Raw genomic sequence first — 23,503 nt, 5'->3', positions numbered from 1 at the left:
GGCAGGCCGTCCTGGCACCACCGGAAACGAAAGAAATGGTAATACGAACTATTCCTATTTACAAATCATGAGCGGATCAGTGCGCGGGTACGCAATGGCGGTCAGCGCAGCAGTGGCAGCGGGTCGCGGGTGCCGTCGGTGCCGTAGATGCCCCAGTGCAGGTGCGGCGGCGTGCCCTTGGCGTTGCCGCTGTCGCCCACATGGCCGAGCAGGTCGCCGGCCTGGACCACCTGGCCACGCGCCAGGCCATCGGCCCAGCTTTCCAGGTGCGCGTAGTAGTAGCGCTCGCGTCCGGGCCCGATCACCCACACCTGGCGCCCGCCGAGCCCACGTTCGCTGACATCCGCGACGACACCGGCCGTGGCGCTGCGCACTGGCGTGCCGCGCCTGGCGAAGATGTCGATGCCGGCGTGGGAGCGGTCACGGCCTCGCGGCGCACCGAAGGTATCGGCAATCTGGCGTGGCCGCACGCCGTCCACCGGTACCGGCAGCTCGGCGGCTGGCGGCATCCGTGAGAGTGCCCACAGCATCTTCGGTGCGGCGGCCCAGGGACTGTTCCACAACGCCATCATCGCAAGGACGGCAATGGTCAGCCACAGGCCGCGCAGCAGCCAGCGGCGCAGGCGGTGGGCGGGGGAGGGCGATGTGCTCATGGTTTCGGAGTGTAGAGTCGAGCCATGCTCGACTGCTTCAGCTTTGCGGTCAAAAGGCCGTCGAGCATGGCTCGACGCTACAGGACCGGCAGCAGCGGCACTTCGAAACTCCGCTTCAACGTGCCCAGTGCCACCGAGGTGCGGAAGCGCTCGATGTTGTCATCGCCGCCGAACAACCGCTCGGTGATCGCCTCGTATTCTTCCATCGACGCCGCCGAAAGCAGCAGCAGGAAATCGCCATCGCCGGTGATCGAGTAGCACTGCTGCACGGCGGGGTCCTCCTGCACGCGGCGCTTGAACGGCGCCACGCGTTCGCGTTGCTCGCTGACCACGCGGACCTCGACGATGATGGTCAGCGGCCGCCCGACCTTGGCCGCGGCGACCACCGCCACATTGGCCGCGATCACGCCGCTGTCCTGCAGGCGCTTGATGCGGCGTTGCACGGCCGGGGTGGACAGGTGCACGGCCTCGGCGATTTCGCGCTGCGGCAGGGTGTTGTCCCGCTGCAGCAGGTCGAGGATGGCGCGGTCGAAACTGTCGAGCACGGGGGCGGTGGCCATGGCGAGCAGAAGTTGCACGAACGGGCTGTCAATTGAGCCAAGTGCTCGGCGCCGGCGCAATAGACTTTGCGCATGCAGACCTCACGACTCGCGCCGATGTTGCCGGCGCTGGCGGTGCTCGGCTCGGTCACCTCGCTGGCCATCGGTACCTCCTACGCAAAACACCTGTTCCCGCTGATCGGCGCCCAGGGCACCAGCGCGCTGCGCGTGGGCTTCTCGGCGCTGTTGCTGCTGCTGTTCTGGCGGCCATGGCGCTGGAAGACCAGTCGCGTGGATGCGATCACCATCCTGCGCTACGGGCTCACCCTGGGCCTGATGAACCTGCTGTTCTACATGGCCCTGCGCACGATTCCCTTCGGCATCGCGGTGGCCATCGAGTTCACCGGGCCGCTGACGGTGGCGATGCTGTCGTCACGACGCCCCATCGATTTCGTCTGGGTGGGCTGTGCTGTGGTCGGGCTGTTGCTGCTGCTGCCGCTGGGCGGCGGCCCGGCGCTGGATCCGGCCGGTGTGCTGTATGCGATGGGCGCAGCGGCGTGCTGGGGCCTGTACATCGTGTTCGGCAAGCGTGCCGGTCATCTGCACGCGGGGCATTCGGTCTCGCTGGGGCTGCTGGCCGCGTCGCTGGTGGTGGTGCCGGTGGGCGTGGTGCATGCCGGCGCCGCGCTGCTCGACCCGAAGATCCTGGCGGCCGGCCTGCTGGTGGCGCTGGTCTCCAGCGCGATCCCGATGTCGCTTGAGATGATGGCGCTCAAGCGCCTGCCGAAGGAAACGTTCGGCATCCTGATCAGCATGGAACCGGCGGTGGCCGCGCTGTGGGCGATGCTGCTGCTGCACGAGCACCTGCACGGGCTGCAGTGGCTGGCGATCGGCTGCACGGTGCTGGCCTCGGTGGGCAGCACGATGACCGCGCGGCGGTTGAAGGTGCCAGTGGTGCAGGCCGGGTAGCGGCGGAGAGCGTGCGGACCAACGGTCCGCACCCACCAGAGCGGCGTGCCAACCAAGGTTGGCACCTACCAGGAGCGTTCAGCGCAGGGCGTCGGCCGGGACGTCGATCTGCATCGCCAGGGCGAGGTGATCGGAGAATGCGGCCGGTACGGCTTCCACGGTGCGGGTCTGCAGGCCGCTGCTGACCAGGATGTGGTCGATGGCGCGGTCGGGGCGCCAGCTGGGGAAGGTCGGCACGATGCAGCCCGGGGGCTGCAGCCGGGTCTTCTGGTACAGCACCTGCATTTCCGGGCGCTCGGCCAGGCAGTTGAAGTCGCCCATCAGCACCGCGTTGGGGTGGTCGGACAACAGCTCGGCGATGAAGCCCAGCTGCGACATCCGTGAGCCCGCGCCCAATGACAGATGGGCCACCGCCACCGCCAAGCCGTCGGCACCGTCGCCGAACTTGGCCAGCAGCACGCCACGCCCACCGATGCGGCCTGGCAGGGCGTGGTCCTGCACTTCCACCGGTTCGAGCTTGCTCAGCAGGCCATTGGCGCTGGACGCGACCCCGCCCATGCGCCGGTTCGGCTGGTGGCTCCAGTAGTTGAAGCCGGCACGCTGGGCCAGGTAGTGGGTCTGGTTGGTGAAGCCCGAGCGCAGGCTGCCCGGGTCGGCCTCCTGCAGGCCGACGATGTCATGTTCGCGCGCCAGGGTGGCGATCGCGTCCAGGCTGCTGCGCTTGCGACCCGCCGGCAGCGCATGTGACCAGCTGCGGGTCACATAGTCGCTGTAGCGGCGGGTACTTGAGCCGGCCTGGATGTTGGCCGTCAGCAAGCGCAGGGTCCGTGTACGGGGGGAATTCACGGCCGGGAAACGCTTCTCTTGGATCAGTGAGCCTGGGCCGCACCGCGTTCGCGGGCGATCAGGTGGTCGGCAATGCGCAGCATGTCCGGGAAGCTCTTGCCCTTCACCAGGTACTTGCCGTTGACAATGATCGAAGGGGTGCCGCTGATCTGGCTGCGCTGCGCGAACTGCTTGGCCGAGTTGGTCTTGGCATTCACTGCGAAGCTGCCCATGGTGGCGGCGAACTGCTTCGGATCCACGCCGTAGGCACCGTAGAACTTGGCGATGTCGTCAACCGAATCGGTGCCGCGCTCGCCCTTCAGGGTCTTCTGCGAATGGATGGCAGCGTACAGGGCTTCGTGGGTCTTCTCCTGCACGCCCAGGGTCTGCGCGGCGTAGAAGGCACGGGCGTAGTTGTCCCAGGTGCCGCCGAACATGGCCGGCACGTAGACGAAGTTCACATCGCTCGGCAGGCCGGCCTTCCACGGGCCGACCAGCGGCTGGAACGCGGCGCAGGCCGGGCAGACGTAGCCGAAGATCTCGGTCACTTCGATCTTGCCGGCGGCCGGCTGGAACGGCTGGCCGTTCGGGATCACCTGGTAGTCGGCGCCTTCCACCGGGGCCGGGCCGGTCAGCGCGGCGGTGGTCGGGGCCGGTGCAGTGGCCGGTGCGGCTTCAGCCGAGGCCTTCTCGCCTTCGGCAGCGGCCGGTGCGGCGCCTTCGGTACCCGCGGCCGGCGCAGCCGGTTCGGTGGTCGCCGGAGCTGCAGCCGGTTCGGCCGGGGCCGCGGTGGTGTTGGTGCTGCCGTCGTCGGCCTTGCAGGCAGCCAGGATTGGCAGCAGCGCTGCGAGGGCGAGGGCGTAACGGATCTTCATGGAAACGTCTCCAGCATCTGGAAAGGTGGGGCCGGCGTCATGCGCCGGCCAGGGGGAAATGATGACACGCGGCGGCGACAGCGCCGTGTCGGTGGTGGGTGTTGGTTCAGCGGCCGCGGGCGGCGCGGGCCTGGGTGATCAGCGCCGAGGCGATGCGCAGCTGGTCGTCGAAGCTGTCGCCACGGACCAGGTACTGGCCGTTGATGATCAGCGCCGGGGTCCCCGGGATCCTGGTGCGCTGGGCGAACGCGCGGGCGGCATCGACCTTCTTCTGTACGGCATCGCCGCGCAGGGCCTGCAGGTAACGGTCCGGGGTCACGCCGTAGGCCTTGTAGAAGGTGGCGAGCTCATCGGCCGAAACGTTCTGCATCGGCAGCGAGCCGTCCTGGTGCAGGGCCTTGAACACGGCGCCGTGGCTGCGCTTGGCCACGCCGACTTCGTCGGCGGCGTAGTAGGCCAGGGCCCAGGCGTCCCAGGCGCCGCCGAAGGCCGCCGGAACCGGGGTGAAGCGCACGTCGGCCGGCAGCTTGGCTGCCCAGGCTTCCAGCTGCGGTTCGAAACGGGCGCAGTGCGGGCAGGTGTAGCCGAAGACTTCGACCACCTCGATCTTGCCGGCCAGCGGCTGGAACGGGCCCGGCTGGGCGATGCGCTCGTAGTCTTTGCCCTCGACCAGCGGGGCATTGGCAGGGGTTGCGGCGCAGGCTACCAGCGGCAGCAGCACCAGCACAGACAACAGCAGGCGGGAAATCAACCTCATCGACACGCATCTCCGTTGAAAAAAGCAACGCCGGCGCGGTCGCCGGCGTGAAGGAAACATACCGCAGGCGAGGGCCGCGGTGGCGGCCCCGGCCGACCAAAGGTGCTCAGGGGGCGGCAGCCGGTTGTGCCGGCGTGGTGGCAACGGCCACGTCGTCGGCCTTGTTGTGCAGGCCCTGCAGGTAGCTCGACAGCGCCTGCACCTCCTGTTCGCTCAGCTTCTGCGCAACCGCAGCCATGATCTGGAAGTGCGCCTTGTCGGTCTCGTTGGTCTGGCCGGCCTGGTATTCCTGCAGGCGGCGCGCGACATAGCTGGCGTGCTGGCCACCAATGTGCGGATAGGCCGGGCCGGGATTACCGGCCCCGCTGGGGCCGTGGCAGGCCATGCAGGCCGGCAGGCCGCGCTTGGCGTCGCCGCCGCGGTACAGCTGCTGGCCGATCTCGTAGAACTTCATGCCCTTGTAGGGGCCGTCGGTGACCGCCGTGTCATCGGCGATGCCGGCGGTGGCCTTCTGGGTGGCGAAGAACGCGCCGATGTCGCGCATGTCCTGCGGGGTGAGGTTCTGCACGAACGGCACCATCGCCACCGCCGCACCGGAGCTGCGCTGGCCGTTGGCGATCAGGGCCATCTGCTGGGCGACGTAGCGTTCGCTCTGGCCGGCGATGGACGGGTACATCTCCACTGTGGAATTGCCGTCGGCGCCATGGCAGGCCGCGCAGGCCGAGGCCTTGGTCTGGCCGGCCTTGGCGTCGCCCCAGGTGGTCTTGCTGAAATCCACTTCCAGCGAGGCGGTGCGGATCGGCCCGTTGTCGGGCAGCGGGGTCAACGTGGTCTGCGCGAACGCAGCAGCGGCAACGACTACAGCAGTGGCAAGGGCGGATACGGCAAGAACGCGAGCGTGGCGCATGCTGAAGCTCCGTATGGACCGGGCCGGGCGGTGGCCGCCGGCATCGCCCGGATTATCAACGCCGTTTCCGCGCACGGTCAACGCAGCAGTGCAGCAAAATGCCCGCAACGGCCGCCGGCACGGGCGCGCGGCGCCGCAACATGCGATCCTAGGCACATGTCATTGCTCATCGAACGCGCCCGTTACCACCTTTCGGCCCACAACGTGCGGCAGCTGCCCCCCGACGAAGGGGCCGAAGTGGCCTTCGCCGGCCGCTCCAACGCCGGCAAGTCCAGTGCGCTCAACGCGCTGACCCGCCAGAACGCCCTGGCCCGTGTCTCCAAGACCCCCGGCCGTACCCAGCAGCTGGTGTTCTTCCAGGTCACCCCGGAAGCGCATCTGGTCGACCTGCCCGGTTACGGCTACGCCAAGGTGCCGCTGGACCTGCAGGCGCACTGGCAGGCCTTCATCGACAGGTATTTCCGCACCCGCGAAGCCTTGAAGGGCCTGGTGGTGGTGATGGATATCCGCCATCCGCTGAAGGACTACGACCGGCAGATGCTGTCCTATGCCGTGCAGCGTGGCCTGCCGGCGCACGCGCTGCTGACCAAGGCCGACAAGCTCAGCCGCAGCCAGCAGATGCAGTCCCTGCAGAAGGTGCGCAAGGAGCTGCAATCGGCCTATGGCGACAGCGTGAGCGTGCAGGTGTTCTCAGGCGAAGACCGTACCGGTGTGGACGAAGCCCGCGGCGTGATCGGCGGCTGGCTGGGGCTGGAATAAGGCTTCCGGTTTTCCTGTAGAGCCGAGCCCACGCTCGGCTGCCGCGCGCAGCGCGGCCAGGCCCGGTAGCCGAGCATGAGCTCGGCTCTACAAGGGCTCATCGGCTCATTTCAACGGCGAGTACTCCGCCGGCACCCACGCATAGGCCTTACCCTCGCCACGCACGTGGCCCAGGCCGGGGAACGGCAGATGCGCACCGGCCACCCACCAACCGTTGACGGTGGCCTGCTGCAGCAGCCCGCGCCGGCTGGCGATGGCCGCCTTGCGGTCCGAATCGGCCTCGAATGCCGCCTCCGGATGCGCGAACTGCACCGCATGGAAGTGCAGCACATCGCCCCACACCAGCAGTGACTGGCCCTGGCTGTCGAACCGGTAGGAGACATGGCCGGGCGTATGGCCATGGGTGTCCATCGCCACCGCGCCACCGGGCAGGGCATCGCCGGGGCTGAAAGTGCGCAGGTGGCCGCTGGCCTGGTAGGGCGCCACCGCGTTGCGTGCCAGCGGGAAGGCGAAGCGCACGCCCTTCGGCGCGGTGGCCTCGCTGGCCGGGTTGAGCCAGTAGTCGGCATCGGCCTTGGACAGCCACACCGTGGCATTCGGGTAGGCGGGCTTGCCCTGCGCGTCGAGCACCCCGCACAGGTGGTCCGGATGGGCATGGGTCAGCAGCACCTCGTCCACCTCGGCCGGGTCCACGCCGGAGGCGCGCAGATTGCCCAGCACCTGGCCCAGGCCGGGGCCGAAGCACTGCGCGGTGCCGGTATCGACCAGGGTCAGGTGGTTGCCCTGGCGCACCAGGAAGGCGTTGATCGCGGTCTGCAGGCCTTTCTTGTCTTCGGGCACGTAGCGGCCTTCCAGCAGGCGGCTGACCAGCGTGGGCGGCACGTCCACCACTTCCTGCCGGCCCAGTGCGACCACGCCGTCGAACAGGGCGGTGACCTGCAGTGCGCCGACGCGCTGGTGATAGACGCCCGGCACCTGCTGGGTGGGAGCGGGCGAGGTGGCTTCGGCCAGTGCGGCCAGCGGCAGGGACGACAGGGCCAGCAGCAGGGCGGAGCGCAGGGGCAGGTGGCGCAGGGTCATGGTGGTTCTCGGTGGGCGACGGACGGTTCCGTTACCGCATAGCGTGGCGTGGCTGGCGTGTGCGCGGCGCTCAAACCACTGCGCGGAATGCTCAGGGAAGGGGGGGGTCTGCAGGGCTGCGCCCTGCACCCGCAGAGGCAACGGCAACAGCCGAAGCAATAGCAGCAGCCGAAGCAACAGCAACAGCGGGCTATCTGTGGGATGGCGGGGTGGGTCCGGTTGCGGGGGACGCTGCAAGTACGTCCATGTAAGCTCGGTCGCCGCATCCATGCGGCTCACGCCCCCGCAACCGGACCCACCCCGCCTTCGACAGTTTTCCGCGATCTGTTGGAAATGCTCTTGGGGTCAGATCCGTTTTCCGCAGGAAAACGGATCTGACCCCAGATCGATTTCGATATCTGACAGAAAAATCGTGTCGACCTAGGTCGACACCTACCAACAGCCGCAGAAATCTGTCAGAGGTGGGGCGGTGTGGGTGGGCAGGACCGTTGGCGCCATGGATGGCGCCATCGAGCCCCCATGGGTGAGGGGGCTTTGCTTGCGAAGCATTGCTTCGCAAGCGCCCGAACGCACAGCCGCCAGCGGCTGGGCCGGACCGCGGAGCGGGGTTTACGGCGTGTCCTGCCCACCCACACCGCCCCGCCATCCCACGGAATGCACGCTGTTGCTGTTGCTCCGGCTCTTGCTCTCGCTTCGGCGGGTGCAGGGCGCAGCCCTGCCGAACCCCCTCAAATGTCGGTGGGAGCCAGTCCGTACTGCTCGGCGAAGCGCTTGCTGAAACTCGCCGCGGACCGATAGCCCGCGCGTGCGGCCACGGTCTTCAACGGCAGGTCCGTGGTGTAGAGCAGCTGCATGCCATGCGCCAGCCGTGCCTCGGTGAGCAGCTGGCGCAGGCTGGTGTCCTCGGCGGCGAGTCGACGGCGCAGGGTCGCACCACTCAGCGCGAACTGTTCTTCCACATCGCGCGACTGCCAATCGCGTGCCGGTTCGGCGGCGATGCGGTCGCGGATCTGTTCACCCAGGCTCGGCGCCTGCGGCAGCAGCAGGTTGCCGTGGCCCTGCCGGCACAGGGTTAGTACCAGCGAGGCCAGGGCCAATCGTGCTTCGCTGTAACGCCCGTCCTGCAGCGACTGGCGCCATTGGCGCAGTACCGCGCCATGTTCGATCAACGGCAGTCGCGCCATCGCCTGACCAGGCGCGGGAAGCCCCTCGCTCCACAGCGTGCGAGCGGCCGCCAGCACTTCGGCACACAGCGGCACGATGGCGCTGAGGTAACGGCCACTGCGCGGGTCGGGGGTGTTGACCACATCGATGCGGCAGCGCTGGGTCAGCAGCAGGATGTCGCCGGGAACGAACGCCAGAGACTGATGAGCGGTACGTACCTGCTTGCGGCCTTCCAGCAGGATCGCGAACTGCGGTTGCGGAATCTCCACCGAGCTGGCGCCATGCTCGCGACGTGCGGTGATGCAGGCATAGCCGTCGGCGCGCTCGCAGCCGGCCAGGCTGGCCATCTCGGCCAGCAGTGCGGTGGCCGCGGGCAGCATGGCGGTCATGTCACGTGTGCGCCGAGCAGGCGACCGACGCCGGCGGCCGCGGCCATCGCCAGCGCGCCCCAGAACATCACCCGGATCGCGCCGCGTACCGGCGGTGCGCCGCCGGCCTGGGCTGCCATTGCGCCGGTCAGGCACAGGCCGAGCAGGGTGCTGGCGGTGGTCATCATCGCGACCTTGTCGACCGGCGCGAGCAGCGCGGTCAGCACGGGCAGTGCCGCACCGCAGGTGAAGGCGCCGGCCGAGGCCAGCGCTGCCTGCAGGGGGCGTGCGCGCAGGGTATCGGTAATGCCCAGCTCGTCGCGGGCGTGGGCACCGAGCGCGTCGTGCGCGGTGAGCTGTTCGGCCACCTGCCGTGCCAGCGCCGGTTCCAGTCCGCGGTGGCGGTAGATCGCGGCCAGCTCTTCCAGCTCGCTGTGCGGGTCTTCGCGCAGCTCGCGCTTTTCCATCGCCAGGTCGGCGTCTTCGGTGTCGGCCTGGGTCTGCACCGAGACATACTCGCCGGCGGCCATCGACATCGCGCCGGCCACGGTGCCGGCCACGCCGGTGGCCAGGATGGTCGCAGCGGAGGCGCCGCTGGCGGCCACACCGACCACCAGGCCGGCCACCGAGACGATGCCATCGTTGGCCCCCAGCACGGCGGCACGCAGCCAGCCGACGCGCTCGGAGCGGTGCAGTTCGGGGTGTCGTGAATGGCGGCTCATGCCCCCGAGTGTACGAGGGTCAAGAGGGCGTCGGTAGGATGCTGAAACCCGTCACCGTCGCATGACGCAGCAGAGTGCCACGCTATAGTGCGCCCTTGCGATGGAAGGCCCTGGGCCCCACATCCCCTGCCACTGTCCAGCGAGCCACCCCCTTGTCGAGCCCCAGCCACGTCGCCGATACCCCCATTACCGACCGCTCGCAGCTGGTGGAGGTGATCGCCTCCGGCGAGAAGCCCCGCGCGCAGTGGCGCATCGGCACCGAGCACGAGAAGTTCGGGTTCCGCCTGGATGACCTTCGCCCGCCGACCTTTGAAGGCGAGCGCGGCATCGAAGCGCTGCTCAATGGGCTGGTCCGCTTCGGCTGGGAGCCGGTGCAGGAAAACGGCAACACCATCGCCCTGCTGCGCGATGGCGCCTCGGTGACGCTGGAACCGGCCGGTCAGTTGGAACTGTCCGGAGCGGCGCTGGAGACCATCCACCAGACCTGCGTGGAGACCGGCACTCATCTGAATGAAGTGGCACAGGTGGCCGGTGAGCTGCAGCTGGGCTTCCTCGGCATGGGCTTCCAGCCGAAGTGGAAGCGCGATGAGATGCCTTGGATGCCGAAGGGCCGCTACAAGATCATGCGCGCGTACATGCCCAAGGTCGGTTCGCTCGGCCTGGACATGATGACCCGCACCTGCACGGTGCAGGTGAACCTGGACTACGCGACCGAAGCGGACATGGTGAAGAAGTTCCGCGTGTCGCTGGCGCTGCAGCCGATCGCCACCGCGCTGTTCGCCGATTCGCCGTTCACCGAAGGCAGGCCCAACGGCTACCTGAGCTACCGCTCGCACATCTGGACCGATACCGATGCCGACCGCACCGGCATGCTCGACTTCGTGTTCGAGGATGGCTTCGGTTACGAGCGCTATGTCGATTACCTGCTCGACGTGCCGATGTATTTCTCCTACCGCGATGGCATCTACCACGACGCCAGCGGGCAGAGCTTCCGCGATTTCATGCAGGCCAAGTTGCCGGTGTTGCCGGGTGCGCTGCCGACTCTGCGCGACTGGTCGGACCACATGACCACCGCCTTCCCCGAAGTGCGCCTGAAGAAATACCTGGAAATGCGCGGCGCCGACGGTGGCCCGTGGAGCCGCCTGTGCGCGCTGCCGGCGTTCTGGGTGGGCCTGCTGTACGACGACACCGCGCTGGATGCCGCCTGGGACCTGGTGCGTGACTTCACCCTGGCCGAGCGCCATGCACTGCGCGATGGTGTACCGAAGCATGCGATGAACCTGCCGTTCCGCAACGGCACGGTGCGCGACCTGGCCCGCGAGGCGGTGAAGATTTCAGTGGAAGGCCTCAAGCGCCGTGCCGCGCGCAATGCCGATGGCCAGGACGAGAGCAAGTTCCTGGACGTGCTTCAGGAGATCGTCGAATCCGGGCTGACCCCGGCCGAGCGCAAGCTGGCGCTGTTCCATGGCCGCTGGCACGGCGACGTCGATCCGGTGTTCCGCGAGTTCGCGTATTGATGATGTTGGGTGGGTGCCGACCTTGGTCGGCACGCGATGAAAAAACCCCGGCACTGCCGGGGTTTTTCTTTTTCACACCTGCCTTGGATCAGGCCGCGTTCTTCATCGTCGCCATGTCGATCACGAAGCGGTAGCGCACATCGTTCTTCGCCATGCGTTCCCAGGCTTCGTTGACGTTCTTGATGTCGATCATCTCGACGTCGCTGACGATGCCGTGCTCGGCACAGAAATCCATCATTTCCTGGGTCTCAGCCATGCCACCGATCGCCGAGCCGGTCAGGTGCTTGCGGCCGAAGATCACGCTGCCACCGGTCAGCGGCGGGTCCAGTTCGGTCAGCACGCCGACCAGGCACATGGTGGCCTCGCGCTTGAGCAGGCCCATGTACGGGTTGGTGTCATGGCCGACCGGGATGGTGTTGAGCAGGAAGTCGAAGCTGCCGGCATGCGCCTTCATCTGCGCGGCATCGCGCGAGACCAGCACTTCATCGGCGCCCAGGCGCTTGGCATCGGCACCCTTTTCCGGGGTGGTGGTGATCATCACCACGTGCGCGCCGAGCGCCTTGGCGAACTTCACGCCCATGTGGCCGAGGCCACCGAGGCCGATCACGCCGACCTTCTGGCCCGGGCCGACCTTCCAGTGGCGCAGCGGCGACCAGGTGGTGATGCCGGCGCACAGCAGCGGCGCGGCCGCCTTCAGGTCGAGGGTGTCGGACACCTTCACCACGAAGCGCTGCTCGACCACCACGTGGTCCGAATAGCCACCGTAGGTCGGTGCGCCGCTTTCGCGTTCACGGCCGTTGTAGGTCCAGGTCGCGCCTTCGGCGCAGTACTGCTCCAGGTCGTGCTCGCAGGCATCGCAGTGACGGCAGGAATCGACCATGCAGCCGACGCCGGCGTGGTCGCCGACCTTGAAGCGGGTGACGTTGCTGCCGACCTCGGTCACGCGGCCGATGATCTCGTGGCCCGGCACCATCGGGTAGATCGAGCCACCCCAGTCGTCGCGGGCCTGGTGCAGGTCGGAATGGCAGATGCCGCTGTAGAGGATCTCGATGCGCACATCGTCCGGGCCGACCGCGCGGCGTTCGAATTCGTACGGGATCAGCGGATCGGTATGTGAATGGGCGGCGTAACCACGGGCGAGGGACATGGGGAATCCTTGGCAGGGTTTGTCGAAAGGCGTTTTACAATACGCCCCGTTCCCAGCGGCAGAAAGCGCGGATATCGGCATGATTCATCAAGTGGAACTGCACAATCATGGCCACTGACAACCTCACTCACCTGGCCGCGTTCGCTGCGGTCGCTCGTCACCGCAGCTTCCGCCGTGCCGGTGCCGAGCTGGCGCTGTCGACCTCGGCGGTGAGCTATGCGATCCGCGCGCTGGAAGAACGGTTGGGGGTGGGCCTGTTCCATCGCACCACCCGCAGCGTGGCCCTGACCGAGGCCGGGCAGCGCCTGCTGGAGCGCCTGCAGCCGGCGCTGGGCCAGGTGCATGACGCGCTGGAAGAGATGAACCAGTTCCGCGCCGCCCCGGCCGGCCTGCTGCGCATCAACGCCACCCGCGCGGCGGTGTCGACCCAGCTGGGGCCGCGGCTGGCGCGCTTCCTGCGCGCTCATCCGGATGTGCGGGTGGAGCTGACCGAGAACGATGGCCTGGTCGACATCGTCGCCGAGGGCTATGACGCCGGCGTGCGCCTGCACGAGTTCGTGCCCGAGGACATGGTGGCGGTGCCGATGGGGCCACCGCTGCGCGGGCTGATTGTCGGCTCGCCGGACTACCTGCGGCGACACCCGGCACCACAGCATCCGCGGGACCTGGCGGCACACGAATGCATCCGCTTCCGCTTCGCCAGCGGGCATCTATACAAGTGGCAGTTCGAGCGCGGTGGGCAGGCGCTGGAGATCGATGTGCCGGGAAGGCTGACGCTGGGCGAGCAGGGCACCGTGGTCGGCGCGGTACTCGATGGCATCGGCCTGGCCTACGTGCTGGAAGACACGGCAAGGCCTTACATTGATTCGGGGCAGATGGTGGCGGTGCTGGAAGACTGGAGCGAACCGTTCGCCGGCTTCGCGCTGTACTACCCGAAACAGCGGCAGATGCCCGGTGCGCTGCGCGCGTTCGTGGACATGCTGCGCGAGTGAGCTGTGATGGAGGATGCGGTGCCGACCAACGGTCGGCACCCACCGCTGTCGTCCATGCGCGGATGGGCAACGCTACGGCCCCCGCAACACCGGCCCCAACAACGCCAGGCAATCACGCAGGTGCATCTCCACCGGTGCATCGTCGGCCACCACGCCGATCACACGCTCGCGCAGCGGCTCGGCCACGGCCATCGCCAGCAGCAATCGCGCCATGCGAACAGGATCCCCCTCACGCAGCAGGCCACGCTGCTGCTGCCGCGCCAGCCAGTCGGCCAGCAGCGCACGGCCACGTTCGATGCCGTTGTCCAGGTAGGCCTGCAGCAGTGCGTCCTTGCCGGGGAAATCGGTGGCCAGCAGGCGGAACACCTGCACCGCCTGCGCCGACAGCGCCTGTGCGCACACCGCGTGGAGGATGTTCTCCAGCAACGGCAGCACCTCGTCGGCATTGCGCGCATCGCGCTGCAACTGTGGCGCGAAGCCGTCGGTCCACTCGCGCACCGCCAATCCGACCAGCTCCTCGCGGTTGCTGGCGTGGCGGTACACGGTCTTCTTCGCCACCCCGGCATGTGCTGCCACCGCTTCGATGGTGGTGGCCTCGTAACCCTGCGCCAGCAGCAGCTCCAGCGTGGCCTGCAGCACGGCGTGGCGGACTTCGGCTTCCGGGCGCGCAGGGCGGCCGCGGCGGCGGGTCGGCGTTGTGGGCTCGGGCAGGGTGGTGCTGTTCATTGCCCCCATCTTACCGCATTTGGTTAATTGCGAAACGCTATACGTTTCCGTATTGTCGGGTCTCCCAACCCATAGGAGACCCCGATGGATACCGCTGTAAACGCCCACGCCTGGCTGGACCACCACGATCTGCTGGTCCCGGCGCCGATGCGCCTGGAAACCGGCATCCAGCGCCGCGAAGACGGCACCCTGCTGGTGGCGGTGCGTACCGATCTGCACGGCTGCAAGGGCCGCATGCTGGACTGGTGGTTCACCTTCTTCGAGACCACCCAGCACATCCGCTGGTGGCATCCGGTTGATCATGTCGAGCATCGCGGCTGGGACCCGGCGTGGCAGCGCGGACGCAGCTACCACGGTGCCAGCATTCATGCCGTGGAATCGCTGGCTGACATTCCGCCGGTGGCGGCGCGCCTGAAGTTCCATGATCCGCGCACGTTGTTGGTGCCAGAGCGCCTGCAGGCGGCACAGGATGCCGGCGATGTATCGGCGGTGATTGCCGCGCGCATCGGCTTCGGCGACCACGTGCGCCTGGATGCAAACGGTGATCCTTGCGACGGGCAGATGCTGCACGTGGCACGCGATACGCCGTTTGGCTGTGTGCTGCGCAGCCGCTTCGTGCTGGGCCTGGACAGCGCCGATCCGCACCGCGAGGCCGGCGATGCGGTCGGCCTGGGCCTGCTCAAGCACTGCTACACCGAGTTCAGTTTCCTGTCGCGGCTGCTGCCGTCGCTGTACTACGGCGAGCGCGCCAACGGCGAGGCGGTGCCGTTGCCGTGGTGAATGGCGCAACGGTCATTCGACCAGCGCGTCGTAGCCTTCAGCACTGAACTGGATCAGGCAGAAGCCGTGGCCGAACGGGTCGGCCAGCACGGCGATGCGGCCCCAGCGACGCTCGCGCACGGACTGCTCGAGTGTCGCCCCTGCTGCAACCGCACGCGCCAGTGCGGCTTCGATGTCATCCACCACCCAATCCAGGTGCAGCGGCGTCCAATGGCGCTCGTAGTCGCGCACCTCGCCGTCTTCGGTGGCGGCGCTGCCGGTCTCGTTCTGCAGCAGGTACAGCGGCGCTGGCCCACCGAGCAGTTCCACCGCGCCCGGGCCGAGACGGCGGCTGATGCGCAGGCCGAAGGCTCGGATGTAGAAGTCTTCGGCAGCGGCGAGATCGGGGACATCGAGGTTGACGATGAACGACGCGGTGGGCGTATCCATGGGCAGATCCGGTGGATGCGGGCGGGCAGTGTACGCCCGCATCCACGCGTGGCGTGGCTCTATTGTGCGCGCGGGTAATCGAGGTAGCCTGCCTCGCCGCCACCGTAATAGGTGTTGCGGTCCGGCGTGGCCAGCGCGACGTTGTGCTGCAGGCGCTCGACCAGATCCGGGTTGGCGATGAACGGCTGGCCGAACGCGGCCAGGTCGATGGTGCCGGCGTCGATCAGCTGCAGGGCGCGTTCGCGGGTCATGCCACCGGCCAGGATCACGGTGCTACCGTAGGCCTGCTTGAACTGCTGCAGGAACGCCTCGCCCAGCACCGACTGGCCCGCCTGCTGGTTGTCGTTGAGATGCACATAGGCCAGGCCGCGCTTGCCCAGTTCCTCGGCCAGGTACAGATAGGTGGCTTCGTTGTCGGGGTAGAACGGCATGTCGAAGGTGAGATTGTTCGGTGCCAGGCGCACGCCGATGCGATGCGCACCGATACGCTGCGCCATTGCATCGACGGTGTCCAGGATCAACCGCGCACGATTGGGCAGCGAGCCACCGTAGCGGTCTTCGCGCTGGTTGATGAGCGGGTTGAGGAACTGCTCGAACAGGTAACCGTTGGCGGCATGCAGTTCGATGCCGTCGAAGCCGGCCGCAATGGCGTTGTCCGCCCCGCGCACGAAGTCGTCGACGATGCCGGGGATCTCCGCGGTCTCCAGTGCACGTGCCGGGGTGGGATCGGCATGGCCGCGGCTGCCATCGGCCAGATACACGAACGAGGTGTTCTTCGGTGCGCTGGCCACCGGGCGCGTGCCGGCGCTGACCGGTCGCCCACCATCGGGCTGCAGCGAGCTGTGCGACATGCGGCCGACATGCCAGAGCTGGGCGAAGATCCTGCCCTGGGCGGCGTGCACCGCCTCGGTGACGAGCTTCCAGCCGGCCACCTGTTCGGCCGACCAGATGCCGGGCACGTCGATGTAGCCCTGGCCCTGCGGCGAGACCGGGGTGCCTTCGCTGATGATCAGGCCGGCGCTGGCACGCTGCCGGTAATACTGCGCGGTCAGTTCGTTGGCCACGACGCCGGGGTTGCGGGCGCGGGTCATCGGGGCCATCGCGATGCGGTTGCGCAGGGCGGTTCCTGACAGGTCGAACGGGCGGAAGAGGGCGGCGGTCATATCAGTCATCTCGGTGCGGGGGAGGCGCCAGCGGCGCGATGCCCACAGGATGGAGTTGACATGCAGGCGCATAAAGCGCTTCGATCTCCCTTGGTGCGGGACTATTTGTCCCCAATGGAGTGCGAACGATGCTGCCGCTGGAATCCTTGAATGGCCTGGTGACCTTTGTCACCACCGCACGCTCGGGCAGCTTCACCGAAGCTGCCGATGCACTGGGCATCTCGCGCTCAGCAGTGGGCAAGGCCATCGCGCGGCTGGAAACACGGCTGGGTGTGCGCCTGTTCCATCGCACCACGCGGCGCATCGCGCTGACCACCGATGGCGAGGCGTACTACGCCTCCTGTGCGGCGGCGCTGGAAGAGATCTCCGCGGCCGAGGCCTGCCTGGGTTCGGCCGGCCTGCCCAGCGGGCGGCTGCGCATCGACATGCCGTCCTCGTTCGGGCGGCTGGTGGTGTTGCCGGTGCTGCTGCGGTTGTGCCGGCAGTACCCGGACCTGCAGTTGACGATGACCTTCACCGATCACTTCGTCGATCCGGTCGAGGAAGGCATCGACCTGCTGATCCGTTTCGGTGGGCTGCACCAGGCAGAGCATCTGGTGGCGCGGCGGCTGGGGCGCCAGCGGCTGGTCACCTGCGCATCGCCGGAATACCTGCAGGCACACGGCGTGCCGCGCGCAGTCGAGGAACTGGCGCAGCACCGCAGCATCGTCGGCTTCCGTCATGGCCAGCCGGTCTGGTGGCGGATCGGCAGCGAGCAGGACGAGGGAACATTCATTCCCGGTGCGCCCTATCAACTCAATGATGGCGATGCGGTGATCGAAGCGGCCATCGCTGGCCTTGGCATCTGCCAGATGCCCATTTCACTGGTGCGCCGCCATCTGGATTCCGGCGCGTTGCAACTGGTGCTGGACGCGCACATGCAACGGCACATCGACATCCATGCGCTGTGGCCACCGACGCGCCACCTGCGGCCCAAGGTGCGCTATGTGGTGGAAGAGCTGACGCGGTTGGGGGAACAAGGTCTGTTTGATTGAGCGGGGCCCGTACAGCGGGCCCCGCCTGTGAAACCGCTGTGGCTGGCCTACTTGAAGTTGTAGCGCAGGCTGGCCATGTAGCGACGGCCCAGTGCATCCAATACATAGGGGAACGGACCGATGTCGTCGCCCACGTTGATTACCGACAGCGTCACGCGTGCGGCATCGGTGATGCGATAGGTGACGTTGGCGTCCCAGGTGGTCCAGCTGTCGCGGTAGAAGTACTGACGGCTTTCCGGGGTATCGGTCATCGTGTACTGGGCGCGGCTGGTGTAGTTGGAGGCCACGCCGTAGTTCCAGTTGCCGATGCGATGCTGGGCGGTCCAGCGGAACTGGCGCTTGGGCTCGTTGAAGCTGCCCGCCTGTTCGACGAACGGCACGTCCCGGTTCGCGGCCTGGCCACGGTTCTTCGGCATGTAGCCGTAGAAGTCCAGGTCCAGCACGCCGAAGCGCGACAGGTCCCAACGGTAGCCGACTTCGGCGGTCCAGCCGCGGAACATCAGCACCGGGCCGTTGCCATACTCGGTCTTGATGCTGGTAGCCACGCCGGTGTTCGGATCACGCGTCACCAGGCCGCAGAAGCGGTTGGCGTTGGGCACGTTGGCGGCGTTGAAGTCGGCAGTGTCGAAGCAACCGGTGATGATGTCGTTGGCGCTCAGCGACGTGATCACGTTGTTGATCTTGATGTCATACCAGTCGGCGGCGACGCGCAGGCCCGGGATCCACTCCGGCGCGAACACGATGCCGGCCGTCCACGACTTCGCCGTTTCGTTCTGCAGGCGGGTGCTGCCGTTGGTCGAGCCCAGCGTATTGGTCGGCTGCTGGCGGAAGGTGTTCGGATCGGCGCCCGGGTAGGCGGCGAAGAACGCCTGGCAGTTGCGGCGACGCACCGCCGGATTGGAGCCGCCGCTGATGTTGTCCAGCGAGCACACTTCCGGGATGTTGTAGTAGGCCGGCTGCTGGGTGGTGTAGAGCTCGGCGATGGAGGGCGCACGCAGTGACTGGGTCTTGTTGCCGCGCAGCTGCAGGCCGGCGATCGGTTCGTACTGGATGCCGTAGGTGAACGCATTGAACGCGCCGGCGACGGAATTGTCGACGCGGCGGAACTTGGCGGTCAGGTCCAGGCGATGCAGGCCCGGGATGTCCCAGTCGGGATTGAACAGCGGTGCCAGCACTTCGGCGAACACTTCATTGGTGTGGTATTTGCCTTCCGCCGCCTGGGTCGGCACCGAACGACCCTGGCCCAGGCGCTGGTACTCGCTGGGGGTGAAGGAGCCTTCTTCGCGGCGGTGTTCGAAGCCGGCCGCGGCGGACAGCTCGCCGCCGGGAAGATCGAACAGGCCGCCGGATACCGACGCGTTGATGACGGTCTGGCGGGTCTGCGCCTTGGCCACGGTCCGGGTGGAGACGTAGTCCAGGGCTTCGCGCGACGCCTGGTTCTCGCCGAACAGATTCAGCGGGCGGCAGTTCGCATCGGCCGTGGTGCCCGGGCGGGTGGCATCACAGATGATGCGCCCGCTGGCGTCGGTTGTGACGTTGATCGCATTGATGAAGTTCTGCTGGATCAGGCCGGTGCCGAGGTAGTCGAAGTCACCGCGGCCATGGGTGACGCTGGCTTCCCAGTTGAAGCTGCGCTTTCCAACCTCGAAGAAGCCGTTCAGCCCGAGCACCGCGCGGGTCAGGCGGGTCTCGGTGCTGGCGTTGTTCATCGACAGGTCGCGCGAAGAGCGCGACAGGCGGAACGAGGTGATGCCGTTGTCGGCGAGGATCTTGCGCGTTTCCGCACTCAGGAACGGATTGCTGGCGCTGAAGGTCAGCGCACCGCTGGCGGTACCGCCGCCATCCAGGCGTGCATTGCCGAAGGACACGGCGTTGTAGACGTTCTGGTCCAGGGTTTCGCGGGCGGTCGCTTCGTATCGCGATAGCTCGAAGAAGCCGCGCACGTTGTCGGTGAAGTCGAAGCTGCCGGTGGAGAACACCGAGCGCCGTTCGAGGTCGGCGATCAGCGGCACCGTCTCGAACAGGTTCAGGCCGTCACCGCCGGAGGCGTTGCCGCCCGCATAGCTGGTACCGGGATTGAACTCGACCAGCTTGCCCTCGTTGTTGAACTGCCACAGTTTGTCTTTGTTCGGGCCGAAGCCAAGGATGTCGCCCAAGCCGTTGCGCGTGTAGCTGCCGGTCGCCGGCATCACCAGGCCACCGAAGGTCATGCTGGCGATGCGCCGGTTGCGGATCCAGACCTGGTCGGGGATGCCGTCGGCCGGTCCGGTATTGAAGGGAATGCTGCCGTCGATGCGGCCATCATTGGTTGGCCGGCGCAGGGGCTGGAAGTTGCCAGCATTGGCTGCAGTGGGGTTGGCCTGCAGGCTGTAGCCCTGGCGGTAGAAATCACGTTGCAGCGCGTTCACGCCGTCGGCATTGTCCAGTTCCGCGGCCACCACGATGTGGCCACGCCCATCGGCGAATCCGGTACCAAAGATGGCCGACCAGGAGTAGCGCTCGTTGTCGTTCTTGCTGGTTCTGCCATAGCCCAGTTCGACTTCGGCGCCATCGAACTTGTCGCGCAGGATGATGTTGTTGACGCCGGAGATCGCATCCGAGCCATAGGTGGGGGCACCGCCAACGCTCAGGCTTTCAATGCGTTGCACCATGACGCTGGGAATGGCGTTCATGTCGACCTGGATGCCCGAGCCGCCGCCGGCACCGAAGATGGTGGGCGGTGTAGAGGTCACGAAGCGGCGTCCATTGACCAGGGTCAGCAGGCGATTGCTGCCCAGGCCGAACTTGCTGGCGAAGTTGACGCCCGCGCCGAAACCGGCCTGGTCGCCGCGCGAACTGACGCCGGCACTGACCCCGGGAATCCGGGTCACCGCGTCGATGAGGTTGGTGTCGCCATAGTTCTCGATCGATTCACGGCTGACCACCGCAGCGGGCTCCAGCGTGTCGAAGCCGGCGCGGTAGATGCGCGAGCCGGTGACGGTCATCCGGTCCAGCTGCACGGGGGTCTTGCTGCTGGCGGGCTCGGCCTCCTGTTCCTGCGTGGCGGCCTGCTGCGCCATGGCCGGTGCGGCGGCCACCAGCACCAATGCCGAACCCAACGCGACAGACAAGCGACTGCGGGCGAACAACGGTCGGTACATGATCTCTCCCTGGTCACGCCAATGTGACTCAGGGGTAAACGCAGGGGCGAATACGACACCCTAGGTCATGAAAAAGTAACAAATGAATCTATTCACTGTTCATTCATGTTTTGGGGCTGATCTGTCGATAGCGCACGCGCCGGCAGCACGATCTGGCTTCCTTCGTTCGCCTGTGTATACTATCCCCCAGTATAGTTCCGAGGTGGCCCCGCCATGCCGCACTCCCCCGAAGAGAAGAAGAAAGTCCTGGCCCGCGTGCGCCGCATCCGCGGCCAGTGCGATGCGCTGGACCGCGCGCTGGAAGCCGGTGCCGACTGCGGGCCGGTGCTGCAGCAGATCGCGGCCATCCGTGGCGCGGTCAACGGCCTGATGTCCGAAGTGATGGAGGCCCATCTGCGCGAGGAGTTCGGGCAACCTGCAGCCTCCGACGAACAACGCGCCGAACGCGTGCGCGACATGAGCGCGTTGATCCGCTCGTACCTGAAATAAGCATCGGCGCCACATCGCGCCGATCGTCCTGCCATCCCATTCCCGCCTGATCCTGGAGAAGCCACCATGAAGTCCCGTGCCGCCGTCGCCTTTGGTCCCGGCCAGCCGCTGCAGATCGTCGAGATCGACGTCGCCCCGCCGAAGGCCGGCGAAGTGCTGGTCAAGATCACCCACACCGGTGTCTGCCACACCGATGCGTTCACCCTGTCCGGCGATGACCCGGAAGGCCTGTTCCCGGTGGTGCTGGGCCATGAAGGCGCCGGCATCGTGGTGGACGTGGGCGAGGGCGTGACCAGCGTCAAGCCCGGCGACCACGTGATTCCGCTGTACACCGCCGAGTGCGGCGAATGCCTGTTCTGCAAGAGCGGCAAGACCAACCTGTGCGTGTCGGTGCGCGCCACCCAGGGCAAGGGCGTGATGCCCGACGGCACCAGCCGCTTCAGCTACAACGGCGAGCCGCTGTACCACTACATGGGCTGCTCGACCTTCAGCGAGTACACCGTGGTGGCCGAGGTGTCGCTGGCGAAGATCAACCCGGACGCCAACCCGGAACACGTCTGCCTGCTCGGCTGCGGTGTCACCACCGGCATCGGCGCGGTGCACAACACCGCCAAGGTGCAGGAAGGCGACAGCGTGGCGGTGTTCGGCCTCGGCGGCATCGGCCTGGCGGTGATCCAGGGTGCGCGCCAGGCCAAGGCCGGCCGCATCATCGCGGTGGACACCAACCCGTCCAAGTTCGAGCTGGCGCGCGAATTCGGCGCCACCGACTGCATCAACCCAAAGGACTACGACAAGCCGATCCAGCAGGTCATCGTCGAGATGACCACCTGGGGCGTGGACCACAGTTTCGAGTGCATCGGCAACGTCAACGTGATGCGCGCGGCGCTGGAATGCGCGCACCGTGGCTGGGGCCAGAGCGTGGTGATCGGCGTGGCTGGTTCGGGCCAGGAGATCTCCACCCGTCCGTTCCAGCTGGTGACCGGCCGCAAGTGGATGGGTACCGCGTTTGGTGGCGTGAAGGGCCGCAGCCAGCTGCCGGGCATGGTGGAAGACGCGATGAAGGGCGATATCGAACTGGCCCCGTTCGTCACCCACACCATGGACCTGGACAAGATCAACGAAGCCTTCGACCTGATGCACGAAGGCAAGTCGATCCGTTCGGTGGTCCACTACTGAGCCGCGTCATGGGCTGGCTGGATGCCCTGCGTCGGCCGCGTGCGGAAGACCCGCGCGCGGCCCTGGTGGCCCCGATCGAGCAGGCGTTGCGTGCGCTGGGCTGGGTAGTGGGCGAGGTGGGGCCAGCGCGTGCGGTGACCTCGGCCTTCGGCAGCGACGATGGCATGCCGTTCGAGCAGTGGCTTGCGCAGGTATTCCTGCCGCGCCTCTACGAGGCGCGCGCGGCCGGGCAGTGGCCGCCGCGCAGCGATGTGGCGGTGGCGGCCTCTCGCAATCTTGATGGGCAGCCTGGCGTCGAACCATTGCTGCGCCTGTTGGCGCAGCTGGATGAACTGATCAACAAAGGCATCCACGCCGCGCGTGGATAAGCCGACCAAGGTCGGCATCTACCAGAAGCACGCGTGCGCTGGCGCGCCGCGCAGGAGAGCACCATGGAACGCATTGAACACCGCGCCTGTTTCGGCGGCTGGCAGGACGTCTACCGCCACCACTCGGCCACGTTGGGCTGCGACATGCAGTTCGCCGTGTACCTGCCGCCACAGGCGGAAGCGCAGGCGCTGCCGGTGCTGTACTGGTTGAGCGGCCTGACCTGCACCGAGCAGAACGTCATCACCAAGGCCGGCGCGCAGCGCTATGCGGCCGAGCACGGTGTGATCATCGTTGCGCCTGATACCAGCCCGCGCGGCGATGACGTGGCCGATGCCGAGGGCTATGACCTGGGCAAGGGGGCGGGGTTCTACCTCAATGCCACCCGTGCGCCGTGGGCGAAGCACTACCGCATGCACGACTATGTGGCACAGGAGCTGCCGGCACTGATCGAGGCGAATTTCCCGGTCACCGATGCGCGTGGCATCAGCGGCCACTCGATGGGCGGTCACGGTGCGCTGGTGATCGCGCTGCGCAACCCGGGGCGCTACCGCAGCGTGTCGGCGTTCTCGCCGATCGTTGCACCCAGCCACGTGCCGTGGGGGCAGAAGGCCTTCCACGCCTACCTGGGCGACAACCCGGCGGACTGGGCGCAATGGGATGCCAGCGAGCTGGTCGCCGTGGCCCGTGAGCGCCTGCCGTTGCTGGTCGACCAGGGCGAGGCGGACGAATTCCTGCAGACCCAGCTGCAGCCGCAGCGCCTGCAGCAGGCCTGCGATGCCGCCGGCCATCCGCTGACCCTGCGCCTGCAGCCGGGCTACGACCACAGCTACTACTTCATCGCCAGTTTCATCGGCGAGCACATCGCCCACCACGCCCGCGCCCTGCACGGCTGACGGCCCCCGGAAAAGGGGACGGAGGGGATT

24 protein-coding genes are annotated in these 23,503 nt (G+C 67.3%); 10 read left to right on the top strand and 14 right to left on the bottom strand.

What is annotated here, in order from left to right; genetic code table 11:
• Positions 1 to 101 precede the first annotated feature (101 nt).
• Both ACW5IY_RS18400 and ACW5IY_RS18395 read right to left on the bottom strand, forming a co-directional pair.
• A complete protein-coding gene (locus ACW5IY_RS18400; RefSeq protein ID WP_049434226.1) occupies positions 102 to 653 on the bottom strand; it encodes a M23 family metallopeptidase in 552 nt (183 codons plus the stop codon).
• Between the two features lie 77 nt (positions 654 to 730).
• Entirely contained in the window at positions 731 to 1,213 is a 483-nt protein-coding gene (locus tag ACW5IY_RS18395; RefSeq protein ID WP_019336685.1) for an Lrp/AsnC family transcriptional regulator, read from the bottom strand.
• A gap of 72 nt (positions 1,214 to 1,285) precedes the next feature.
• Between ACW5IY_RS18395 and ACW5IY_RS18390 the strand changes: the two genes are divergently transcribed.
• Positions 1,286 to 2,161, top strand: coding sequence for an EamA family transporter (locus ACW5IY_RS18390; protein ID WP_049434282.1), 876 nt, complete (start codon positions 1,286 to 1,288; stop codon positions 2,159 to 2,161).
• A gap of 78 nt (positions 2,162 to 2,239) precedes the next feature.
• Here ACW5IY_RS18390 and ACW5IY_RS18385 read toward each other — a convergent pair whose 3' ends face one another.
• The 4 genes from ACW5IY_RS18385 to ACW5IY_RS18370 all read right to left on the bottom strand — a co-directional run bounded on the left by ACW5IY_RS18385 (position 2,240) and on the right by ACW5IY_RS18370 (position 5,525).
• The gene (locus tag ACW5IY_RS18385) at positions 2,240 to 2,977 is read right to left on the bottom strand and encodes an endonuclease/exonuclease/phosphatase family protein (RefSeq protein WP_005419292.1); all 738 of its coding nucleotides are present in this window, start codon (positions 2,975 to 2,977) and stop codon (positions 2,240 to 2,242) included.
• A gap of 53 nt (positions 2,978 to 3,030) precedes the next feature.
• The gene (locus tag ACW5IY_RS18380; protein ID WP_049409093.1) at positions 3,031 to 3,861 is read right to left on the bottom strand and encodes a thiol:disulfide interchange protein DsbA/DsbL; all 831 of its coding nucleotides are present in this window, start codon (positions 3,859 to 3,861) and stop codon (positions 3,031 to 3,033) included.
• A gap of 106 nt (positions 3,862 to 3,967) precedes the next feature.
• A complete protein-coding gene (locus ACW5IY_RS18375; RefSeq protein ID WP_049434220.1) occupies positions 3,968 to 4,618 on the bottom strand; it encodes a thiol:disulfide interchange protein DsbA/DsbL in 651 nt (216 codons plus the stop codon).
• Between the two features lie 106 nt (positions 4,619 to 4,724).
• Positions 4,725 to 5,525, bottom strand: coding sequence for a c-type cytochrome (locus tag ACW5IY_RS18370; RefSeq protein WP_043401710.1), 801 nt, complete (start codon positions 5,523 to 5,525; stop codon positions 4,725 to 4,727).
• Positions 5,526 to 5,681: 156 nt separating this feature from the next.
• Here ACW5IY_RS18370 and yihA point away from each other — a divergent pair, with 156 nt between their 5' ends.
• Positions 5,682 to 6,284: a ribosome biogenesis GTP-binding protein YihA/YsxC gene (gene yihA, locus ACW5IY_RS18365; RefSeq protein ID WP_014038472.1), complete on the top strand. Its 603-nt coding sequence runs from the start codon at positions 5,682 to 5,684 to the stop codon at positions 6,282 to 6,284.
• A gap of 105 nt (positions 6,285 to 6,389) precedes the next feature.
• Here the strand turns inward: yihA and ACW5IY_RS18360 are convergent, their stop codons facing one another.
• The 3 genes from ACW5IY_RS18360 to ACW5IY_RS18350 all read right to left on the bottom strand — a co-directional run bounded on the left by ACW5IY_RS18360 (position 6,390) and on the right by ACW5IY_RS18350 (position 9,618).
• Entirely contained in the window at positions 6,390 to 7,364 is a 975-nt protein-coding gene (locus tag ACW5IY_RS18360; RefSeq protein ID WP_049434217.1) for an MBL fold metallo-hydrolase, read from the bottom strand.
• A gap of 728 nt (positions 7,365 to 8,092) precedes the next feature.
• Positions 8,093 to 8,917, bottom strand: a complete 825-nt coding sequence (locus ACW5IY_RS18355) for a helix-turn-helix transcriptional regulator (RefSeq protein WP_043400074.1) — start codon at positions 8,915 to 8,917, stop codon at positions 8,093 to 8,095.
• The gene (locus ACW5IY_RS18350; protein WP_049435367.1) at positions 8,914 to 9,618 is read right to left on the bottom strand and encodes a VIT1/CCC1 transporter family protein; all 705 of its coding nucleotides are present in this window, start codon (positions 9,616 to 9,618) and stop codon (positions 8,914 to 8,916) included. The genes ACW5IY_RS18355 and ACW5IY_RS18350 overlap by 4 nt, the downstream gene beginning before the upstream one ends.
• A gap of 152 nt (positions 9,619 to 9,770) precedes the next feature.
• Between ACW5IY_RS18350 and ACW5IY_RS18345 the strand changes: the two genes are divergently transcribed.
• On the top strand, positions 9,771 to 11,135 hold the full coding sequence (locus tag ACW5IY_RS18345) for a glutamate--cysteine ligase (protein ID WP_049435366.1): 1,365 nt from the start codon (positions 9,771 to 9,773) through the stop codon (positions 11,133 to 11,135).
• Between the two features lie 88 nt (positions 11,136 to 11,223).
• On the opposite strand, the gene ACW5IY_RS18340 is transcribed toward ACW5IY_RS18345, so the two are convergent.
• Positions 11,224 to 12,282 (bottom strand): NAD(P)-dependent alcohol dehydrogenase, encoded by a 1,059-nt coding sequence (locus ACW5IY_RS18340; RefSeq protein ID WP_005419275.1) that lies wholly within the window; start codon positions 12,280 to 12,282, stop codon positions 11,224 to 11,226.
• Positions 12,283 to 12,389: 107 nt separating this feature from the next.
• On the opposite strand from ACW5IY_RS18340, the gene ACW5IY_RS18335 reads away from it, so the two are divergent.
• Positions 12,390 to 13,274, top strand: a complete 885-nt coding sequence (locus tag ACW5IY_RS18335; protein ID WP_049435365.1) for a LysR family transcriptional regulator — start codon at positions 12,390 to 12,392, stop codon at positions 13,272 to 13,274.
• A gap of 72 nt (positions 13,275 to 13,346) precedes the next feature.
• Here the strand turns inward: ACW5IY_RS18335 and ACW5IY_RS18330 are convergent, their stop codons facing one another.
• Positions 13,347 to 14,009: a TetR/AcrR family transcriptional regulator gene (locus tag ACW5IY_RS18330; protein WP_049435364.1), complete on the bottom strand. Its 663-nt coding sequence runs from the start codon at positions 14,007 to 14,009 to the stop codon at positions 13,347 to 13,349.
• Positions 14,010 to 14,084: 75 nt separating this feature from the next.
• On the opposite strand from ACW5IY_RS18330, the gene ACW5IY_RS18325 reads away from it, so the two are divergent.
• Positions 14,085 to 14,780 (top strand): DAPG hydrolase family protein, encoded by a 696-nt coding sequence (locus ACW5IY_RS18325; protein WP_049435362.1) that lies wholly within the window; start codon positions 14,085 to 14,087, stop codon positions 14,778 to 14,780.
• Positions 14,781 to 14,792: 12 nt separating this feature from the next.
• Here ACW5IY_RS18325 and ACW5IY_RS18320 read toward each other — a convergent pair whose 3' ends face one another.
• Together ACW5IY_RS18320 and ACW5IY_RS18315 are read right to left on the bottom strand one after the other, a co-directional pair.
• Positions 14,793 to 15,209, bottom strand: a complete 417-nt coding sequence (locus ACW5IY_RS18320) for a VOC family protein (protein WP_049435361.1) — start codon at positions 15,207 to 15,209, stop codon at positions 14,793 to 14,795.
• Between the two features lie 59 nt (positions 15,210 to 15,268).
• The gene (locus ACW5IY_RS18315) at positions 15,269 to 16,372 is read right to left on the bottom strand and encodes an alkene reductase (RefSeq protein WP_049435373.1); all 1,104 of its coding nucleotides are present in this window, start codon (positions 16,370 to 16,372) and stop codon (positions 15,269 to 15,271) included.
• 128 nt (positions 16,373 to 16,500) lie between these two features.
• Between ACW5IY_RS18315 and ACW5IY_RS18310 the strand changes: the two genes are divergently transcribed.
• Complete coding sequence (locus tag ACW5IY_RS18310; RefSeq protein ID WP_049435360.1) at positions 16,501 to 17,406, top strand: LysR family transcriptional regulator; 906 nt, start codon at positions 16,501 to 16,503, stop codon at positions 17,404 to 17,406.
• A 47-nt stretch (positions 17,407 to 17,453) separates the two neighbouring features.
• On the opposite strand, the gene ACW5IY_RS18305 is transcribed toward ACW5IY_RS18310, so the two are convergent.
• A complete protein-coding gene (locus tag ACW5IY_RS18305; RefSeq protein ID WP_049435359.1) occupies positions 17,454 to 20,546 on the bottom strand; it encodes a TonB-dependent receptor domain-containing protein in 3,093 nt (1,030 codons plus the stop codon).
• A gap of 213 nt (positions 20,547 to 20,759) precedes the next feature.
• Here ACW5IY_RS18305 and frmR point away from each other — a divergent pair, with 213 nt between their 5' ends.
• The 4 genes from frmR (at position 20,760) to fghA (ending at position 23,473) form a co-directional block, all read left to right on the top strand.
• Positions 20,760 to 21,035 (top strand): formaldehyde-responsive transcriptional repressor FrmR, encoded by a 276-nt coding sequence (gene frmR / locus ACW5IY_RS18300; RefSeq protein ID WP_005411009.1) that lies wholly within the window; start codon positions 20,760 to 20,762, stop codon positions 21,033 to 21,035.
• 66 nt (positions 21,036 to 21,101) lie between these two features.
• Positions 21,102 to 22,211 carry an S-(hydroxymethyl)glutathione dehydrogenase/class III alcohol dehydrogenase gene (locus ACW5IY_RS18295; RefSeq protein ID WP_049435358.1) on the top strand — a complete coding sequence of 370 codons (1,110 nt, stop codon included), beginning with the start codon at positions 21,102 to 21,104 and terminating at the stop codon, positions 22,209 to 22,211.
• Between the two features lie 8 nt (positions 22,212 to 22,219).
• Positions 22,220 to 22,579 (top strand): YqcC family protein, encoded by a 360-nt coding sequence (locus tag ACW5IY_RS18290; protein ID WP_049435356.1) that lies wholly within the window; start codon positions 22,220 to 22,222, stop codon positions 22,577 to 22,579.
• Positions 22,580 to 22,642: 63 nt separating this feature from the next.
• Entirely contained in the window at positions 22,643 to 23,473 is an 831-nt protein-coding gene (fghA, locus tag ACW5IY_RS18285; RefSeq protein ID WP_049435355.1) for an S-formylglutathione hydrolase, read from the top strand.
• Positions 23,474 to 23,503 lie beyond the last annotated feature (30 nt).

Source organism: Stenotrophomonas sp. C-A, assembly GCF_054030835.1.
The sequence above is the reverse complement of the archived record's forward strand: the minus strand, read 5'-3'. Positions and strand labels throughout refer to the sequence as shown.

What these genes read in the sequence shown, in the direction of transcription:
- ACW5IY_RS18325 (WP_049435362.1), top strand. Translation starts at nt 14,085, where the DNA reads ATGGATACCGCTGTAAACGCCCACGCCTGGCTGGACCACCACGATCTG.
- ACW5IY_RS18375 (WP_049434220.1), bottom strand. Translation starts at nt 4,618, where the DNA reads ATGAGGTTGATTTCCCGCCTGCTGTTGTCTGTGCTGGTGCTGCTGCCG.
- ACW5IY_RS18335 (WP_049435365.1), top strand. Translation starts at nt 12,390, where the DNA reads ATGGCCACTGACAACCTCACTCACCTGGCCGCGTTCGCTGCGGTCGCT.
- ACW5IY_RS18360 (WP_049434217.1), bottom strand. Translation starts at nt 7,364, where the DNA reads ATGACCCTGCGCCACCTGCCCCTGCGCTCCGCCCTGCTGCTGGCCCTG.
- ACW5IY_RS18295 (WP_049435358.1), top strand. Translation starts at nt 21,102, where the DNA reads ATGAAGTCCCGTGCCGCCGTCGCCTTTGGTCCCGGCCAGCCGCTGCAG.
- ACW5IY_RS18390 (WP_049434282.1), top strand. Translation starts at nt 1,286, where the DNA reads ATGCAGACCTCACGACTCGCGCCGATGTTGCCGGCGCTGGCGGTGCTC.
- frmR (WP_005411009.1), top strand. Translation starts at nt 20,760, where the DNA reads ATGCCGCACTCCCCCGAAGAGAAGAAGAAAGTCCTGGCCCGCGTGCGC.
- ACW5IY_RS18310 (WP_049435360.1), top strand. Translation starts at nt 16,501, where the DNA reads ATGCTGCCGCTGGAATCCTTGAATGGCCTGGTGACCTTTGTCACCACC.
- ACW5IY_RS18320 (WP_049435361.1), bottom strand. Translation starts at nt 15,209, where the DNA reads ATGGATACGCCCACCGCGTCGTTCATCGTCAACCTCGATGTCCCCGAT.
- ACW5IY_RS18400 (WP_049434226.1), bottom strand. Translation starts at nt 653, where the DNA reads ATGAGCACATCGCCCTCCCCCGCCCACCGCCTGCGCCGCTGGCTGCTG.
- ACW5IY_RS18380 (WP_049409093.1), bottom strand. Translation starts at nt 3,861, where the DNA reads ATGAAGATCCGTTACGCCCTCGCCCTCGCAGCGCTGCTGCCAATCCTG.
- ACW5IY_RS18315 (WP_049435373.1), bottom strand. Translation starts at nt 16,372, where the DNA reads ATGACCGCCGCCCTCTTCCGCCCGTTCGACCTGTCAGGAACCGCCCTG.
- ACW5IY_RS18350 (WP_049435367.1), bottom strand. Translation starts at nt 9,618, where the DNA reads ATGAGCCGCCATTCACGACACCCCGAACTGCACCGCTCCGAGCGCGTC.
- ACW5IY_RS18290 (WP_049435356.1), top strand. Translation starts at nt 22,220, where the DNA reads ATGGGCTGGCTGGATGCCCTGCGTCGGCCGCGTGCGGAAGACCCGCGC.
- fghA (WP_049435355.1), top strand. Translation starts at nt 22,643, where the DNA reads ATGGAACGCATTGAACACCGCGCCTGTTTCGGCGGCTGGCAGGACGTC.
- ACW5IY_RS18355 (WP_043400074.1), bottom strand. Translation starts at nt 8,917, where the DNA reads ATGACCGCCATGCTGCCCGCGGCCACCGCACTGCTGGCCGAGATGGCC.
- yihA (WP_014038472.1), top strand. Translation starts at nt 5,682, where the DNA reads ATGTCATTGCTCATCGAACGCGCCCGTTACCACCTTTCGGCCCACAAC.
- ACW5IY_RS18370 (WP_043401710.1), bottom strand. Translation starts at nt 5,525, where the DNA reads ATGCGCCACGCTCGCGTTCTTGCCGTATCCGCCCTTGCCACTGCTGTA.
- ACW5IY_RS18305 (WP_049435359.1), bottom strand. Translation starts at nt 20,546, where the DNA reads ATGTACCGACCGTTGTTCGCCCGCAGTCGCTTGTCTGTCGCGTTGGGT.
- ACW5IY_RS18395 (WP_019336685.1), bottom strand. Translation starts at nt 1,213, where the DNA reads ATGGCCACCGCCCCCGTGCTCGACAGTTTCGACCGCGCCATCCTCGAC.
- ACW5IY_RS18330 (WP_049435364.1), bottom strand. Translation starts at nt 14,009, where the DNA reads ATGGGGGCAATGAACAGCACCACCCTGCCCGAGCCCACAACGCCGACC.
- ACW5IY_RS18340 (WP_005419275.1), bottom strand. Translation starts at nt 12,282, where the DNA reads ATGTCCCTCGCCCGTGGTTACGCCGCCCATTCACATACCGATCCGCTG.